We start from the raw sequence: 14,994 nt of genomic DNA, 5'->3' as shown, positions 1-14,994 counted from the left end.
CGCGCCGCACCCGACCACTAGGGTGGTCGGAGTGGATCTGACCGACCTGCTCGAAATTCCCGGTACCGACGCCGACGCGCTCTACGAGTCGTTCGCGCTGTGGGCCGCCGAGCAGGGCACCACCCTGTATCCGGCGCAGGACGAGGCGCTGATGGAGCTGGCGTCAGGCTCCAACGTCATTCTCGCGACCCCGACCGGCTCCGGTAAATCCCTCGTGGCGGTCGGGGCGCACCTGTTCGCCATGGCCAACGGGCAACGCAGCTACTACACCGCACCCATCAAGGCGCTGGTGAGCGAGAAGTTCTTCGCGCTCTGCGAGGTGTTCGGCGCCGAGAACGTCGGCATGGTCACCGGTGACGCCGCGGTGAACGCCGACGCGCCCATCGTCTGTGCCACCGCCGAGATCCTGGCGAATCTGGCGTTGCGCGAGGGCGCCGCCGCCGACGTGGGCCAGGTGGTGATGGACGAGTTCCATTTCTACGCCGATCCCGATCGGGGCTGGGCGTGGCAGGTGCCGATCATCGAACTGCCGCGCGCCCAGTTCCTGTTGATGTCGGCCACCCTGGGCGAGGTCGACTTCTTCGCCACCGACCTCGAACAGCGCACCGGTAGGCCGACGGCCGTGGTCGCGGGCACCGAACGCCCGGTCCCGCTGACGTTCTCCTACGTGCGCACCCCCATCACCGAAACCCTCGAGGAACTGGTCACCACCCATCAGGCCCCCGTGTACGTGGTGCACTTCACCCAGGCCGCCGCCCTGGAACGCGCTCAGGCGCTGACCAGCGTGAACTTCGCCTCCCGCGCCGAGAAGGACGCCATCGCCGCCGCGATCGGCGAGTTCCGGTTCGCCTCCGGCTTCGGCAAGACCCTGTCGCGGTTGATCCGCCACGGCATCGGCGTGCACCACGCGGGCATGCTGCCCAAGTACCGCAGGCTGGTGGAGAAACTCGCCCAGGACGGCCTGCTGAAGGTGGTGTGCGGCACCGACACTCTTGGCGTCGGGATCAATGTGCCGATCCGCACCGTGCTGCTGACCGGTCTGACCAAATACGACGGTGTGCGCACCCGCAGGCTCAAGGCCCGCGAGTTCCATCAGATCGCCGGACGCGCCGGTCGCGCCGGGTTCGACACCATGGGCACCGTGGTGGTGCAGGCGCCCGAGCACGAGGTGGAGAACGCGCGTCTGATCGCCAAGGCGGGCGACGATCCGAAGAAGCAGCGAAAGGTGCAGCGTCGCAAGCCGCCCGAGGGTTTCGTGTCGTGGAGCGAGGAGACCTTCGACCGGTTGGTCGCCGCGCAACCCGAACCGATGGTGTCGCGGTTCGCGGTCACCAACTCGATGCTGCTCAATGTCATCGCCCGGCCGGGCAACTGCTTCTACGCCATGCGGCACCTGCTCGAGGACAATCACGAACCGCGCCCGGCCCAACGCAAACACATCCTGCGCGCCATTCGCCTCTACCGTTCGCTGCGCGATGCCGGTGTGGTGCAACAACTCTCCGAGCCCGATGCCTTGGGCCGGATGGCACGGCTCACCGTCGACCTGCAACGGGATTTCGCGCTCGATCAGCCGCTGTCGCCGTTCGCGTTGGCCGCGTTCGAGCTGCTCGACCGCGAAAGTCCCACCTACACACTCGATGTCGTCTCCCTGATCGAGGCGACGCTCGAGGATCCACGCCAGCTGCTGATGGCCCAGCAGCACAAGGCGCGCGGTGCCGCCGTTGCCGAGATGAAGGCCGAGGGCATCGAGTACGAGGAGCGCATGGAGCTGCTCGAGGAGGTGACCTGGCCCAAGCCGCTCGCGGAGCTGATCGAGCCCGCGTTCGAGACCTATCGCGCCGGGCACCCGTGGGTGTCGGAGTTCGCGCCGTCACCGAAGTCGGTGGTGCGCGACATGATCGAGCGCGCCATGACCTTCGCCGAACTCATCTCCTTCTACGAGCTCACCCGCTCCGAAGGGGTGGTGCTGCGCTACCTGGCCGACGCCTACCGCGCGCTGCGCCGCACCGTGCCCGACGCGGCGCGCACCGAGGAACTCGACGACCTCACCGAATGGCTCGGCGAACTGATCCGCCAGGTCGACTCGAGCCTGCTCGACGAATGGGAGCAGCTCACCAACCCGGGCGCCGAGATCGACACCGACCAGGTGGCCTTCGGCGCCGAACAGGTGCGCCCGATCACGGCCAACGAACGGGCGTTCCGGATCATGGTGCGCAACGCCATGTTCCGCCGGGTGGAGCTGGTCTCGCGGCAACGCTGGTACGACCTGGATCAGCTCGGCGGTCCCGACTGGGCCGAGGAGTTCGCCCCCTACTTCGAGGAGTACGACTCGATCGGCACCGGCCCCGACGCGCGCGGCCCACAACTGTTCCGGGTGGAGCAACGACCCGGTTTCTGGCATGTGCGCCAGGTGATCGACGACCCGGCGGGCGACCACGGCTGGGCACTGACGGCGATCGTGGCCCTCGAGGAATCCGATGCCGCGGGCGAGGTGGTGTTCGACGAGGTCACGGTAGCGGCGGGCTGAGTCATACCTGATCGATATGATCAATATGACGAATGTTTGACGGATTCGTTGTTGGGTAGGCGCCGCTGATAGTCTCTCCCGGCCGCCGACCGAAAGTTCAACTATGCCCGAATTCCCGTACCTTGTCATCTACCCCGAGCGGGTACGTGCCAATTACCGAACCCTCGCCGCGGCCGTCTCGGCGCAGCGCGAGCAGGGCACCCGGATCAGGTACGCGGTGAAAGCGGCTCCCGTCGACGAGTTGCTGAGCCTGCTCGACGCCGAGGGCGCCGAGTTCGACGTCGCCAGTGTCGGCGAGATCGACCAGTGCGTGCGCCTCGGCATCGCGGCGGACAAGCTCTGCTACGGCAATCCGATCAAGAAGGCCACCCACATCGCCTACGCCTTCGCGGCGGGTGTGCGCCGGTTCGCCTTCGACACCGAGGACGACCTCGAGCGCCTCGCCGAGCACGCGCCCGGCGCGGAGGTGGAGTGCCGGTTCCTGTCCTCGGCACCGGAGTCGCGCACCCCGTTCGGCACCAAGTTCGGGTGCGCGCCCGGCGAGGCCCTGCGGTTGCTCGTACGGGCGCGCGATCTGAGTCTGCGTGTCGGTGGCCCGTACTTCCATGTGGGCTCCCAGCAGCTCGACCCGGCCGCCTGGCGGATCGGTATCGAGCAGGCCGGTGAGATCGTGAACGCCTTGGCGGACAAGGACATTCACGTGGCCGCGGTGAACATCGGCGGCGGCCTGCCGCTCTCCTACGCCGAGTCCGCGCCCGAACCGGGCACGATCGCGGCCGCCGCGGCACAGGCCGCGGCCGAATTCCTGCCCGCGTCGGTCGAGCTGATCGTCGAACCGGGGCGTGCCCTGGTCGGTAACGCGGGCACCATCCACGCCGAGGTCGTCGGCGTGCGTTTCGCGCCGGACGGGCGGCGCTGGGTGTATCTCGACATCGGCCGATACAACGGTATGGCCGAGACGGAGAACGAGTACATCGCCTACCGTTTCCGCACCGATCGCGACGGCGATCCGGTGGGCGAGGCGGTGGTCGCGGGTCCGACCTGCGACGGCGACGATGTACTGTATCAACGCACGAAGGTCCTTCTGCCGACCACGTTGCGAGCCGGTGATCAGATCCAGATTCTCGACACCGGCGCCTATACCGCGAGTTATTCGTCGGTGTCCTTCAATGGTTTTCCGCCCTTGACCGTTCATGTCTCGGGCGCTGAGCGAGAGTGAGTTTGCCCATGACGGCGGAATTCACCGGCTGGCATGTGCTGGCCGAGTTCGGTGGTGTCGACACAGACCTGTGTGACGATCTCGAACGACTCGAATCGGCGTTGCGTGAGTCTCTGATCGCGGCGGGCGTCACCATCTGCGATGTCGTTCACAAAAAGTTCGAACCGCAGGGGGTGACCGTCCTCGCGCTGTTGTCGGAGTCCCACGCCTCGATTCACACCTATCCGGAGTCCGGCGAGATCTTCGTCGACGTCTTCACCTGCGGCAGCATCGGTGCTGGCGCGACGAAGGCCGTGGAACTCCTGCGAGACAAATTGTCTCCCAAGGAAGTTCGTATGAAGGTCGTGCAGCGCGGCCACGGCGCCGAGAAGATCTACGAACCGGTGGGCGACGGCCTCACCCGGATCTGGGATCTGCACGAGGTGATCGTCGACACCGACACCCCGTATCAGCACATGGTGATCGCGCGGACCGATCAGGGCATCTCCCTGTTCTCCGACGACGACCGCCAGTCCACCGAGTTCTCCCAGGTCACCTACCACGAGGCCATGATGGTCCCGGCGTTCGTGCTGGCCGAGAAGCTGGACCGGGTGCTCATCATCGGTTCCGGTGAGGGTGTGGCCTCGCAGATGTCGGTGGCGGCCGGGGCGACCCACGTCGACCACGTCGACATCGACCAGCGCGAGGTCGAGCTGTGCGCCCGGCACCTGCCCTACGGGTACACCCCCGAGGAACTTGCCGCCGCCGTGCGTGGCGAGGGGCCGGTGCACGTGCACTACGCCGACGGCTGGGACTTCCTGGCCAAGGCGCAGGAGGCGGGCACCCGTTACGACGTGATCGTCATCGACCTGCCCGACGAGCGCGTGGAGGACGCCCAGCACAACCGCCTCTACGAGTCTGAGTTCCTGTCGCGATGTAAGGCACTGCTCGCGCCCGGTGGTGTGCTGTCGGCCCAGGCGGGCTGCGCGACCATGTGGCGCAACGAGACCCTCAAGCGGTCGTGGGGCCGGTTCCACGAGCAGTTCGCCACCGTGGTGCCCTACGGCAGCGACGAGCACGAATGGACCTTCCTGTTCGGCCTGAACGAGAAGATCGATGACCCGGTGCGCGGCATGACCGACCGCCTGGCCCTGCTCCCCTACAAGGCCGAGACCATCGACGCCCGCGCCCTCGAGCGCGGCGCGATCGAGCCGTACGCCTTGCGTCGCTGAACGCACCACCGAAGGCGGTGACCCGGATGTCCGGGTCACCGCCTTCGTCGTTCTCGAAACCGGTGTCGTGCCGACGCCCGCCTTGGCACCATACGAGGCGTGACGCAGACATCCCTCCCCGCGCGCGCCCTGATGCCCCCGCCCCGCCCGTCGGCCAGCCGCCCTCGCCTGGACCGCCTCTCCACCGCTACGCCCGCCGACCTGCACCGGATGTTCACCGAGGCACCCGCCGCGACAGCCGCGACCTTCGCCCGGCTCGACGGCGACCTGGTGATGCGGACGTTCCCCGCGGCGGGCGCCTACCTCGGCCGTCTGATGGCCCGCCCTTCGTACTTCTGGACCGGTAAGTCGTTTCGGCACACCGACGACCGAACCGCCTTCGGCCACAACTTCTTCCAACTCCTCGGTGGCCTGCGTGCCCTGAACTTCGTCGCCACTGTCGGTGATTCGGTGGTCGATGCCAGACCAGCGGTGCGACTGGACTACAACGACACCCGCGTAGGCAGCCGCAGACCCGCACGCCGGATCTACGACGAACTGCGCGAGGTCGAACCGGACCTCTGGCTCGGCCCCAGCTTCCTGCTGGCGGGCCGAAAGCGTCAGTCGATGGGCTGGTTCGCGCTCGATCGTTCCGTGCCGTTCACCGAGATCGGTTTACGCGCAACGGGTTAGGGCACTATGGGCGGCGGAGTCGTCCCTGTCGTCGACGCCGCGAGCAGCCAGCGCGTCGGCCGTGCGCAGGGCACGCACGACGATCGGCGTCACCAGAGCGGTCGCCGACCACGAGACGCCGCGTGCAGGACGCGCTTCGGCGACCTCGCCGACGATCCTCTTGCGGCTGTGGACCGGAACCCTAGCCAGCCAGCTGCAAACCACTTCGGCTCTTGTGCCTCCGCGAGTGTGCACGGCGCACGACCATTGCTATTGCTGCACTGGAAAATTCGGCCCGAGAGAGTTGCCACAGCTACCCTCTACCCGAGGTTTGCATTGGCTGGTGCAGGAAGGCTTGTGGTGCAGGTGGCAACAACGGGAAACGCGGTCGAGGGGCTGGAGTTGTTGATGCCCCCCCGGGACGTTGCCGCCAAGGCTGCGCTCCTCCAGAAACAGTACTTCCCCCATGTCAAAGCTGCGGGCGAGGAGTTCCCGGCGTTGTTGACAAGCGAGACCTTCACAGAGGAATGTGCCCTAGCCCTTGTCCCCGCACCAAAATCGAAGACGAAAGCGTCAGCAGCATGGACTGAGCTGCGAACGCGGCGGTTCGACGGCTTGGTGCGGCGTCTGGGCATACCTCATCCCATCCCCTACTCAGTTCTGGTTCTCCACATCGGTAACCATTGGTCCAGTATCGAGCCCCTCCTTCAGAGTTTGAATTCTCAGATCAAGCCCGCTTTCCATACTGATGGGCGCCTGGTCCAAATGGATTACGAAACGTCACACGATTCGCTGTCCCGCGACACGCGGTTGGCTCAAGGGCAACGCTTCATGGTGAAGGCCGACATCAGCAACTGCTTCCCGAGCGTATACAGCCATGCCATCGACTGGGCGACTCGTGGCAAGAACCTGGCGAAGCGCATGGGAGGCAATGACGGGTCGTGGCAGGCGGACCTCGACAAGTTCGTCAGGAACTGTCACGACCGCGAGACCAAAGGCGTCATGATCGGCCCGGCAGTCTCAAATCTTCTCGCCGAACTAGTACTTCAACGAGTCGACGAGGAATTGGTCAGACGGGGTCACAACTTCCTTCGGTATGTCGACGACTACACGTCATACTGCACTGATCGTTCAGTCGCGGAGACCTTCGTCGTCGATCTCCAGCATGCGTTGGCGGAATATAGATTGGATCTCAATACGCGCAAGACTCGGATCGTCGACCTTCGTAACGGGGCTGGCGAGCCTTGGATCGCGGAGGTGCAATCTCACCTGCCAGCCGCGTGGACACCACTGGCAACCGCCCGGTTCCTGCGTCAGGCTGAACTTCTAGCGGCTAAATACCCGTTCCACTCAGTCCTCAAGTTCGCCGTCAAGGCGACGATCGGGCAACGGCGGGCCATGGAGCAGAAGCCTTCACTTCTGGTCACGGATGAACTCGTTCGGCTATGCGCTTTTCACCCACATTTGGCTCCCTTCTTGGCAAGCGAGCTTGCGGCGATGGGCGGCGAGCTCCGGGACCCAGATGCTGCCCGCATTGGAGTCGTCCTGACTAGACTGATGCACGAAGCTGCTCGGCGAGCCGAAACAGATGTGGTCCTCTGGCACCTCCACATCCTGCGGCGGGTCCTCAATGAACCCGTCCGTAAGGCCGACTGGCAACCGCTGATCGAAATGAATGACGACCTCGTTCTCCTTGCGGTAGCGGCCTGGTGTCCGAGGGCACGCCCGGCCGCAGTACGACAGGTACGCAACCTCGACTACGCATGCGAAGCCGACTTCGACCAGCACTGGCTTGTGCGGTACGAAATGCATCGGGTGGGGCTACTCTCGGATTCTGATCTCGATTCGTCTGAGCGCAGCTGGATGGCCGTATTAGTTAAGGCTGGAGTCATATATTCGCAATTGACCTAGAGCGCTTGTCGTCTCCGGCCCACCCAATCGCGATCCGCTCAAGCCGGAGGCGGTTCCGTCCTTACCTAGCTGGACGTGCCCCGGTACGATCGACGCCAGGCATTGCCCCGTGGCCAGCCGTACGGGTTCGCTTCGCGAAAGTTGCCATAGGGGCTGTTTCCAGCATGCTGGTGTAAAGTCGCGCATCCTTCAACTATCCGCACACGCGGTCTCAGTCGTCGACCCCGCGCGCGGCGAGCGCGTCACCCATCGCATCGGCCGTGCGCAGGGCACGCACCACGACCGGCGTCACGAGGGCGGTGGCCGACCAGGAGACTCCGCGCGCCCGCCGCGCCTGGGCGACATCGTGCACGATGCCCGCCAGCAGCGGGACGCACCGGATCGCCAGGGCCAGCAGCAGACTCACCCGCTCGGGGTCGACACCGACCCGGCGCAGCGGGCCGAGGGCGCGGGTCAGGGCGTCGAGCATCGCGGTGACGCGCGTGGTCACCGTGACGAGGGCGGCGAGCGCCACCGAGACGAGCAGGATGCCGCAGACGACGACCGCCCGCGCAGGTGTGGTGGTGAGGACCTGGAAGACGCCGATGACGAGCGTCATCAAGAGCACCGGACGGATCTGCGCCGAGGCGACCCGCCAGGACACCCGCGCGAGCGCGAACAGGCCCGCGACCAGCACCGCCGCGACCGCCACGGCGAGCGGCGTGCGGGCGAGGACGGTCATGGCGACGATCGCGACGACCAGCACGGCGAGTTTGGGACCGGCGGGCAACCGGTGCACCACCGAGTCTCCGGGTGAGTACAGGCCGATCATTCGACCAGGCGCCGGTAGGTGTCGACCGCGTCGGCCGGGGTGCCGTCGAAGGCGACCGATCCGTCGTCGAGGACCACCACCCGATCGAAGCCGTCGAGCAGCGCGAGGTGATGGGTCACCACGATCACCTGCTGATCGAGGGAATTCAGCGCCCGCGATACCAGCCGCGCATTGCGCAGATCGAGCAGCGTGGTCGGTTCGTCGGCGATGATCACCGCCGGTTCGCGGATGAGGGCCGACCCGAGCGCGAGCAGTTGTTTCTGCCCACCGGAGAGCAGGTGGGAGGGATGATCGGCATGCCCGGCCAAGCCGAACCGATCGAGCATCGCCGCCACCCGCCGCGCGATCTCGGTGCGGCCCAGCCCGCTGCGGCGCAAGGAGAAGGCCAGGTCCTCACCAACAGTCGGCATCACGATCTGGGTGTCGGGATCGGTGAAGACGAACCCGACCTTGCGCCGCACCTCGGCACCTTTGCGGGCCGCGTCGATCCCGTCGACGGTGACCGTGCCCTCGGTGGGCTTGAGCAGGCCGTTGAGCATGCGCGCCAGGGTCGACTTACCCGAACCGTTGGCGCCGATGAAGCCGACACGTCGCTCGGTGATCCGTAAGTCGATGTCGCGCAACACCTCTCGGTCACGGAAGCGGTGACTCACCGAGTCGACGAGGATCTCACTCATCGGGTGGGGATCAGTCCCGGGTACGCGCGGTGCACGCCCTTGGCGACCACCGTGGCGATCACCACCTTGGCGAGGTCGCCGGGAATGAAGGCGAAGTTGGTCGACACCGCCTTCCACAGCCCCAGATCGGTGCGCACCAGCAGACCCGCCGTGCCGAACAGGTAGATGACCACGATGCCGCCGAGCGCGTTCACCAGCAGGCCGAGCACGAGGGGATACTTGGGCAGGATGCGCGCGGTGAGCCAGCCGATGAGCAGGGTCGCCGGGATCCAGCCGATCAGGTAGCCCGCCGTCGGCGAGGCCAGGGCGGCCAGGCCGGTGCGTCCGCCCGAGAGCAACGGCAGACCGATCAGGGTGAGCGCGATGAACACCGCCACCGCCGCGACCCCCTTGCGCGCACCGAGGACGGCACCGGTCAGGATCACCCCGAGCGTCTGCAGAGTGATCGGCACGCCGCTGAAGCCGACCGTGATCGCGCCGGGCAATCCGAGGGCGGCGATCAGCGCGGCGAACACCGCGATCTGCGCCAGGTCGCGGGCGGCGAAGCGGCCGGTGCGCGTGGGGGCGTTCTGAGGGTCGGGCACTGTTCGGACTTCCTTCGCACAAGCAATTGAACGACGTTCAAAATAGCAGTCGAGCTGGGCAGCTCAGAAGGGCCGCTTCGAACGGATCACCGCCGCCAGGTATTCGTAGTCGTCGGCCCGGGCCGAGGACGCGCGGTAGGCCAGGCCGATCGTGCGGCCCGGCGCGGGATCGGCGAAGCGCGCGGTCTCGAGGGTGCCGCGCGCGGTTTCGGCCGGTACCGCCATCTCCGGGATGAGTGTCACCCCGAGCCCGCCCGCCACACACTGCACCACGGTGGTCAGCGAGGCGGCTCGGGTGTCACCGACCGAACCGGGATGCACCTCGGCGGTTCGGCACAGTTCGAGCGTCTGATCGCGCAGGCAGTGCCCCTCGTCGAGCAGCAAAAGGGGCAGGTCTGCGAGGACCGGGGCGCCCAGGTCGGTGCGCCCGGCCAGCTCGTGCCCACGCGGCGTCACGAGCACGAATTCCTCGGAGTAGAGCGGGATTTCGACCAGACCGGGCGCCTCGCTCGGCAGCGCGAGCACTGCCACGTCGAGCACACCGGTGCGCAGACCGTCGAGCAGGCGGGCGGTCTGGTCCTCCACGACCTGGGGCACCAGGTTGGGCAGTTTGCGGCGCAGCTCGGGCAGCAGACCCGGCAGCACGTACGGGGCGACGGTCGGGATGATGCCCAACCGCAGCACGCCACCGAGGCTGTCGCCGGTCGCCGAGGCGACGAAACGGTCGGCCGCCTCGAGGGTGGCCATCGCCTGCGGCAGCAGCCGCATGCCCGCGGCGGTGACCAGCACCCGGCGCGTGCTGCGCTCGATCAGCTGCAGGCCGAGGCCGTTTTCCAGTGATGCCAGTGCCTGCGATAACGTGGGTTGGCTCACAGCCAAACGCGCTGCGGCAGTGCCGAAATGCCGGTATTCGGCGACGGCGACGAACGCACGCAGCTGCGAGAGGGTTGGCTGATAAGTCTGATCAGTCACGCCTATCAGTCTAGAACGAGCGATCGGCTTTACCTTTCAGTAGGCTTTCGGCAAGATCTTTGCGGGCTCACACGACGAGCACGACCACACCATCAACGAGGAGATGAGCATGGCTCTGCTGACCATCGGCGACCAGTTCCCGGCATACAACCTCAAGGCCGTCATCGGAGGTGACCTGTCGAAGGTCGACGCGCAGCAGCCCGACGATTACTTCACCCAGATCACCAGCGACGACCACGCGGGCAAGTGGCGCGTGGTGTTCTTCTGGCCGAAGGACTTCACCTTCGTCTGCCCCACCGAGATCGCGGCGTTCGGCAAGCTGAACGACGAGTTCGCCGACCGCGACACCCAGGTCCTCGGCGCCTCGGTGGACAACGAGTTCGTGCACTTCCAGTGGCGGGCCCAGCACGAGGACCTCAAGACCCTCCCCTTCCCGATGCTGTCGGACCTCAAGCGTGAACTGGCCGCCGCCACCGGCGTGCTCAACGCCGACGGTGTCGCCGACCGCGCCACCTTCATCGTCGACCCGAACAACGAGATCCAGTTCGTCTCGGTGACCGCCGGTTCGGTCGGCCGCAACGTCGACGAGGTGCTGCGCGTGCTCGACGCGCTGCAGTCCGACGAGCTGTGCGCCTGCAACTGGAAGAAGGGCGACCCGACCATCAACGCGGGCGAGTTGCTCTCCGCCAGCGTCTGATCCACCCTTCTCCACCCCGATCCCCCTTATAGGAGCGCCTTTTCCATGAGCATCGAGAACCTGAAGAACTCCCTTCCCGAGTACGCCAAGGACCTCAAGCTCAACTTGTCCTCGCTCTCGCGCACCACCGTGCTGAACGAACAGCAGCTGTGGGGCACCCTGCTGGCGTCGGCGGCCGCGACCCGGTCGGCCACCACGCTGCGTGAGATCGCCGAGGAAGCCGCCGACACGCTGTCCGCGCAGGCCTACGAGGCCGCGCTCGGCGCCGCGTCGATCATGGGCATGAACAACGTGTTCTACCGCGGCAAGGCGTTCCTGGACGGCAAGTACGACGACCTGCGCGCGGGTCTGCGGATGAACATCATCGGCAACCCGGGCGTTGACAAGGCCGACTTCGAACTGTGGTCGTTCGCGGTCTCCTCGATCAACGGTTGCGCGCACTGCCTCGATTCGCACGAGAAGACGCTGCGCGAGGCCGGTGTCTCGCGCGAGGTGATCTTCGAGGCGCTGCGCGCGGCGGCGATCGTGGCCGGTGTCGGCCAGGCCGTCGCCGCCACCGAGGCGCTGGCCGCGGCCGCCGTCTGATCCGCTCGACGCACGACCCCGATCCGCTCGCCGGGTCGGGGTCGTTTCGCGTGACACGGCGCGCGAGCCGCTCGGACGGCCGTACCGATCATGGGCGGTAGGCTCGCCACCATGAACGCACACGATGTGCCGGAAGCCCCTGACATCCAGGTCGAGGTCGTCCGCGTGTTCACCGATCCGGCGGGCAAGCTCGGCAACGCGCTCGGCATCGCCCGCGCGAGCGACGTCGTCGCACTCGACAAACAGGAACTCGCCGCGCGCCTGGGCTACAGCGAGACCACGGTGGTCGGGGAGCCCGTCGACGGCGCGGCGGAGGTGCGGATCTACACCCCGGCCGTCGAACTGCCCTTCGCCGGACATCCGACGGTCGGCACCGGATGGTGGATGGCCGCGCGCGGCACCCCCGTGCACACCCTGAACGTGCCTGCCGGTCCGGTGCGGGTGACCGAGACCGACGGTCTCACCTGGATCACCGCCCGTGCCGAATGGGCCCCGGATTTCGCCTTCCACCAGGCGGACTCACTCGACGAACTGGCCATGATCAGTGCCGCCGACTACCGCGAGGGCCAGCACTACGTGTGGACGTGGATCGACGAGTCGCGCGGCTCCGTCCGCTCCCGGATGTTCGCGCCCGCGATGGGCATCGCCGAGGACGAGGCGACCGGTGCGGCCGCCGTCGCTCTCACCGCCAAGTTGCGGCGCGGGCTCGTCATCACCCAGGGCCAGGGTTCCCAGCTCTACACCGAATGGGATTCCGACGGTTGGGTGCGCCTGGGCGGACGCGTCGTCGAAGACCACGTGGTGGTGCTCTGACTCCCTTTCCCCTCCGCTAGACCCCGAAGCGGGGCAACCACGGTGGTCGACCGGCTCGGGCACCGCGACGGCCCTGGCTGTCGACAGCGGCGAGGACGCGCTGTTCGAGGGTGCGCGGCGGGGGCTGTCGATCGTCGGCGGCCAGTTGAGCCAGGAGCTCGTGCACCCCGCCGACTCTGGCGTCGAACTGGGCCAGGCCGGTGGTGGTCGTGGTGGCCAGTTTGTTCTCGATGTGGTGGTGTTCCAGTTCGGCGACGGCGTCGAGGGCGTAGGCGTCGGCGAGGGCGAGCACCGATCCGGGCGGGGTCCAGGGTCGGCGCGCGGCCACGCGGACCAGGCGCTGGTGGGCGAGGCGTTCGATGCCCTCGGCCAGCAGGCGGGTGACGGCCGGGACGCGCATGCCGAGTTCCCGCGCGATCGAGCGGTAGGTGCGGCCACCGTAGTAGGCGAGGACGAAGACTTCGCAGCGGCTGTCGAGCGGGTCGAAGCCGAGCCGGGCCGAGGCCGCCAGCCAGGGGATGTCGATGCGGTCGTTGCGGTCCAGGCGCAGGCGCTGGATGGCGAGGCGATGGACCTGGGCCAGGAGCCGGGTGTGCAGGGTCGGTGCGTATCGGGTGCCCGTCGCGGCGGGCGTGTCGACGGCGTCCGCCTCGGCGCGCGGGTCGGTGAAACCGACCGGTGCCGCGGTGTCGGGGTGACCTGCGACATCGAGGAGTCCGGCGTGGACGAGTCGGCCCGCGCCCGGCATCGGTTCGGTGCCGTCGAACAGGCTGGCGCCGCCCGGCAGACAGCTGTCCGGATAGTCCCCGCGACCCGAGCGGTCCATCCGGCCCGCTCGACTGTGGTGGCCCGTTTCCGCGTCGCGGCGGGCGAAACCGAGCCGAGGATCGTGCAGCGACGCGTAGTCGGGGCGCCCGCCCGCATGGTCGGGTCGGCGCGGGTACTCGGGACGGTCGGGGCGGCCCGCTCGATCCGGTCGGCCTTCGTCGTCGAGCCGACTCGGCTGGTCGTGCTGTCCCGTCTCGTCGAATCGCCGCCCGTGGCCCCGGCCATCCGCGTTCCCGTAGCGATCCGAATCGTCGACGCGACCCCACCGGTCCGCACTACCCGGCCCGTTCGAGCGGTTCACGGCACCCGAACTGTCGAATCCGCTCGAACGGGCCGGGCCGCCGGTGCGATCCCCTTCGACCGAGTGAACCCATCGGCCGTCGTCGTCACGCCGATCGACGCTGCCCGCGCGGTCCTCGTCGAACCCTCCGGCACGATCGGTCCCGCCCGGGTGAACACCGAGGTCGGTGCGTGGTTCGTTCGCGACGAAGGCCGAACGGCCCCACGGGGTGGCGAGGTCATGGCGCGGGACGCGGACCGGGGCGTTGTCGGTGCCCGCGGTGATCCACTGACTCGCGGCGAGGCGCTGAAATCCTTCGCGGACAACCTCTTCGGCCGAGCCACGACGGCGCAGGATGCGCAGGGCGAGTCCGTAGGCGGCGGGCGCGGTGTCGCGGTAGAGCTCGCGCACCGCCTCGCGGTCGGCGGGCCCGGGCCGGATTTCCGGTGGGGCCGTGCCGAATCCACGACGGCCCGGTGACATTCCTGAACCGCGTTGTCCACTCATAGTCCAATTCCTGTCCGCACAAAGGCGATTCGCAGCCCGGACGGTTGTGGATCGGTATTCACCCGCCGACAGCGGCGACCAACATGAACGCCGTCCCGATATCCATCACCACATGGGGCACCAAAGCCGAGGTCAAGGGGTGTGTTCCCGGCTGATGGGCGAAGCGGTGCCAACGCGGCCGGTGACCGACGGTGCCGAGCGCGACGAGTGCGTCGAGCACGAACAGCGCCGCCAGCACCAGCGCGGGCCCCATCGGGATCCCGGTGTGCCCGGCTCCGTGCCCGGCCATGGCGTAGAGCATCACCGCCGCCGCCACCGTGTGATACGCCAGCGCCAGGACCCCGTCGACCGTCGGCACCACCCGGGTGCGCCACTGCACGACCCGTTCGGCGAGCAGCACGGCGAAGGCGACGGTGAGCGCGGTCAGCACACCGCGCATCGCGTGCGGATCGGTGGCGGCCGGGAACACCAGCATGGCCAGCATCACCAGGCACATCAGCAGGTGCGCGCCGTCGGAGGCCGCGTCCACTCGCCCCGTCCGCCTGCTCAGTCGCACGACCACGATCCCGGCCGCCAGCACGAACGCCGACACCACGATCCACCGCACCCCCGCATAGTCCTGCATGAATTCGGCCACGCCCCACCACCTTCGGCTCGCCCCTCGCCCTCATCGTCGCACCGCCCCGCCCGGCTGTGTGCCGTTTTCCGGCGTCACGTCCGA

General features: G+C 67.6%; 14 protein-coding genes. 8 read left to right on the top strand and 6 right to left on the bottom strand.

Translation table 11 applies throughout. The features are described from left to right. Window positions 1–31: 31 nt before the first annotated feature. From NC7_RS07945 to NC7_RS07925, 5 genes are all read left to right on the top strand, one after another. Window positions 32–2,527, top strand: a complete 2,496-nt coding sequence (locus NC7_RS07945; RefSeq protein ID WP_067980860.1) for a DEAD/DEAH box helicase — start codon at window positions 32–34, stop codon at window positions 2,525–2,527. 103 nt (window positions 2,528–2,630) lie between these two features. Then, entirely contained in the window at window positions 2,631–3,746 is a 1,116-nt protein-coding gene (locus NC7_RS07940; RefSeq protein WP_067980858.1) for a type III PLP-dependent enzyme, read from the top strand. Between the two features lie 8 nt (window positions 3,747–3,754). Next, window positions 3,755–4,957 (top strand): adenosylmethionine decarboxylase, encoded by a 1,203-nt coding sequence (gene speD, locus NC7_RS07935; protein WP_067981265.1) that lies wholly within the window; start codon window positions 3,755–3,757, stop codon window positions 4,955–4,957. A 99-nt stretch (window positions 4,958–5,056) separates the two neighbouring features. Next, a complete protein-coding gene (locus tag NC7_RS07930; RefSeq protein ID WP_157101886.1) occupies window positions 5,057–5,629 on the top strand; it encodes a hypothetical protein in 573 nt (190 codons plus the stop codon). Between the two features lie 336 nt (window positions 5,630–5,965). Next, entirely contained in the window at window positions 5,966–7,519 is a 1,554-nt protein-coding gene (locus tag NC7_RS07925) for an RNA-directed DNA polymerase (RefSeq protein ID WP_067980854.1), read from the top strand. 211 nt (window positions 7,520–7,730) lie between these two features. Here the strand turns inward: NC7_RS07925 and NC7_RS07920 are convergent, their stop codons facing one another. From NC7_RS07920 to NC7_RS07905, 4 genes are all read right to left on the bottom strand, one after another. Beyond that, window positions 7,731–8,330, bottom strand: coding sequence for an energy-coupling factor transporter transmembrane component T family protein (locus tag NC7_RS07920; RefSeq protein ID WP_067980852.1), 600 nt, complete (start codon window positions 8,328–8,330; stop codon window positions 7,731–7,733). Beyond that, on the bottom strand, window positions 8,327–9,007 hold the full coding sequence (locus tag NC7_RS07915) for an energy-coupling factor ABC transporter ATP-binding protein (RefSeq protein ID WP_067980850.1): 681 nt from the start codon (window positions 9,005–9,007) through the stop codon (window positions 8,327–8,329). Before NC7_RS07915 ends, NC7_RS07920 begins: the two co-directional genes overlap by 4 nt. Then, a complete protein-coding gene (locus tag NC7_RS07910; protein WP_174550206.1) occupies window positions 9,004–9,591 on the bottom strand; it encodes a biotin transporter BioY in 588 nt (195 codons plus the stop codon). The genes NC7_RS07915 and NC7_RS07910 overlap by 4 nt, the downstream gene beginning before the upstream one ends. A 63-nt stretch (window positions 9,592–9,654) precedes the next feature. After that, a complete protein-coding gene (locus tag NC7_RS07905; RefSeq protein WP_067980848.1) occupies window positions 9,655–10,563 on the bottom strand; it encodes a hydrogen peroxide-inducible genes activator in 909 nt (302 codons plus the stop codon). A 109-nt stretch (window positions 10,564–10,672) separates the two neighbouring features. Between NC7_RS07905 and NC7_RS07900 the strand changes: the two genes are divergently transcribed. From NC7_RS07900 to NC7_RS07890, 3 genes are all read left to right on the top strand, one after another. Next, window positions 10,673–11,260, top strand: a complete 588-nt coding sequence (locus tag NC7_RS07900) for a peroxiredoxin (protein WP_067981263.1) — start codon at window positions 10,673–10,675, stop codon at window positions 11,258–11,260. A 45-nt stretch (window positions 11,261–11,305) separates the two neighbouring features. Further along, complete coding sequence (gene ahpD / locus NC7_RS07895) at window positions 11,306–11,845, top strand: alkylhydroperoxidase, AhpD family (protein ID WP_067980846.1); 540 nt, start codon at window positions 11,306–11,308, stop codon at window positions 11,843–11,845. Window positions 11,846–11,956: 111 nt separating this feature from the next. Beyond that, complete coding sequence (locus tag NC7_RS07890; RefSeq protein ID WP_067980843.1) at window positions 11,957–12,658, top strand: PhzF family phenazine biosynthesis protein; 702 nt, start codon at window positions 11,957–11,959, stop codon at window positions 12,656–12,658. Between the two features lie 16 nt (window positions 12,659–12,674). Here NC7_RS07890 and NC7_RS07885 read toward each other — a convergent pair whose 3' ends face one another. Together NC7_RS07885 and NC7_RS07880 are read right to left on the bottom strand one after the other, a co-directional pair. After that, window positions 12,675–14,273 (bottom strand): RskA family anti-sigma factor, encoded by a 1,599-nt coding sequence (locus tag NC7_RS07885; RefSeq protein WP_157101885.1) that lies wholly within the window; start codon window positions 14,271–14,273, stop codon window positions 12,675–12,677. A 58-nt stretch (window positions 14,274–14,331) separates the two neighbouring features. Then, the gene (locus NC7_RS07880; RefSeq protein ID WP_067980839.1) at window positions 14,332–14,910 is read right to left on the bottom strand and encodes a DUF5134 domain-containing protein; all 579 of its coding nucleotides are present in this window, start codon (window positions 14,908–14,910) and stop codon (window positions 14,332–14,334) included. Between the last annotated feature and the right edge of the window lie 84 nt (window positions 14,911–14,994).

The organism is Nocardia caishijiensis NBRC 108228 (assembly GCF_001612825.1).
Taxonomy (GTDB): Bacteria; Actinomycetota; Actinomycetes; order Mycobacteriales; family Mycobacteriaceae; genus Nocardia; species Nocardia caishijiensis.
This window is presented reverse-complemented; position numbering and strand designations above follow the sequence as displayed.

What these genes read in the sequence shown, in the direction of transcription:
- NC7_RS07940 (WP_067980858.1), top strand. Translation starts at nt 2,631, where the DNA reads ATGCCCGAATTCCCGTACCTTGTCATCTACCCCGAGCGGGTACGTGCC.
- speD (WP_067981265.1), top strand. Translation starts at nt 3,755, where the DNA reads ATGACGGCGGAATTCACCGGCTGGCATGTGCTGGCCGAGTTCGGTGGT.
- NC7_RS07920 (WP_067980852.1), bottom strand. Translation starts at nt 8,330, where the DNA reads ATGATCGGCCTGTACTCACCCGGAGACTCGGTGGTGCACCGGTTGCCC.
- NC7_RS07915 (WP_067980850.1), bottom strand. Translation starts at nt 9,007, where the DNA reads ATGAGTGAGATCCTCGTCGACTCGGTGAGTCACCGCTTCCGTGACCGA.
- NC7_RS07900 (WP_067981263.1), top strand. Translation starts at nt 10,673, where the DNA reads ATGGCTCTGCTGACCATCGGCGACCAGTTCCCGGCATACAACCTCAAG.
- ahpD (WP_067980846.1), top strand. Translation starts at nt 11,306, where the DNA reads ATGAGCATCGAGAACCTGAAGAACTCCCTTCCCGAGTACGCCAAGGAC.
- NC7_RS07890 (WP_067980843.1), top strand. Translation starts at nt 11,957, where the DNA reads ATGAACGCACACGATGTGCCGGAAGCCCCTGACATCCAGGTCGAGGTC.
- NC7_RS07885 (WP_157101885.1), bottom strand. Translation starts at nt 14,273, where the DNA reads ATGAGTGGACAACGCGGTTCAGGAATGTCACCGGGCCGTCGTGGATTC.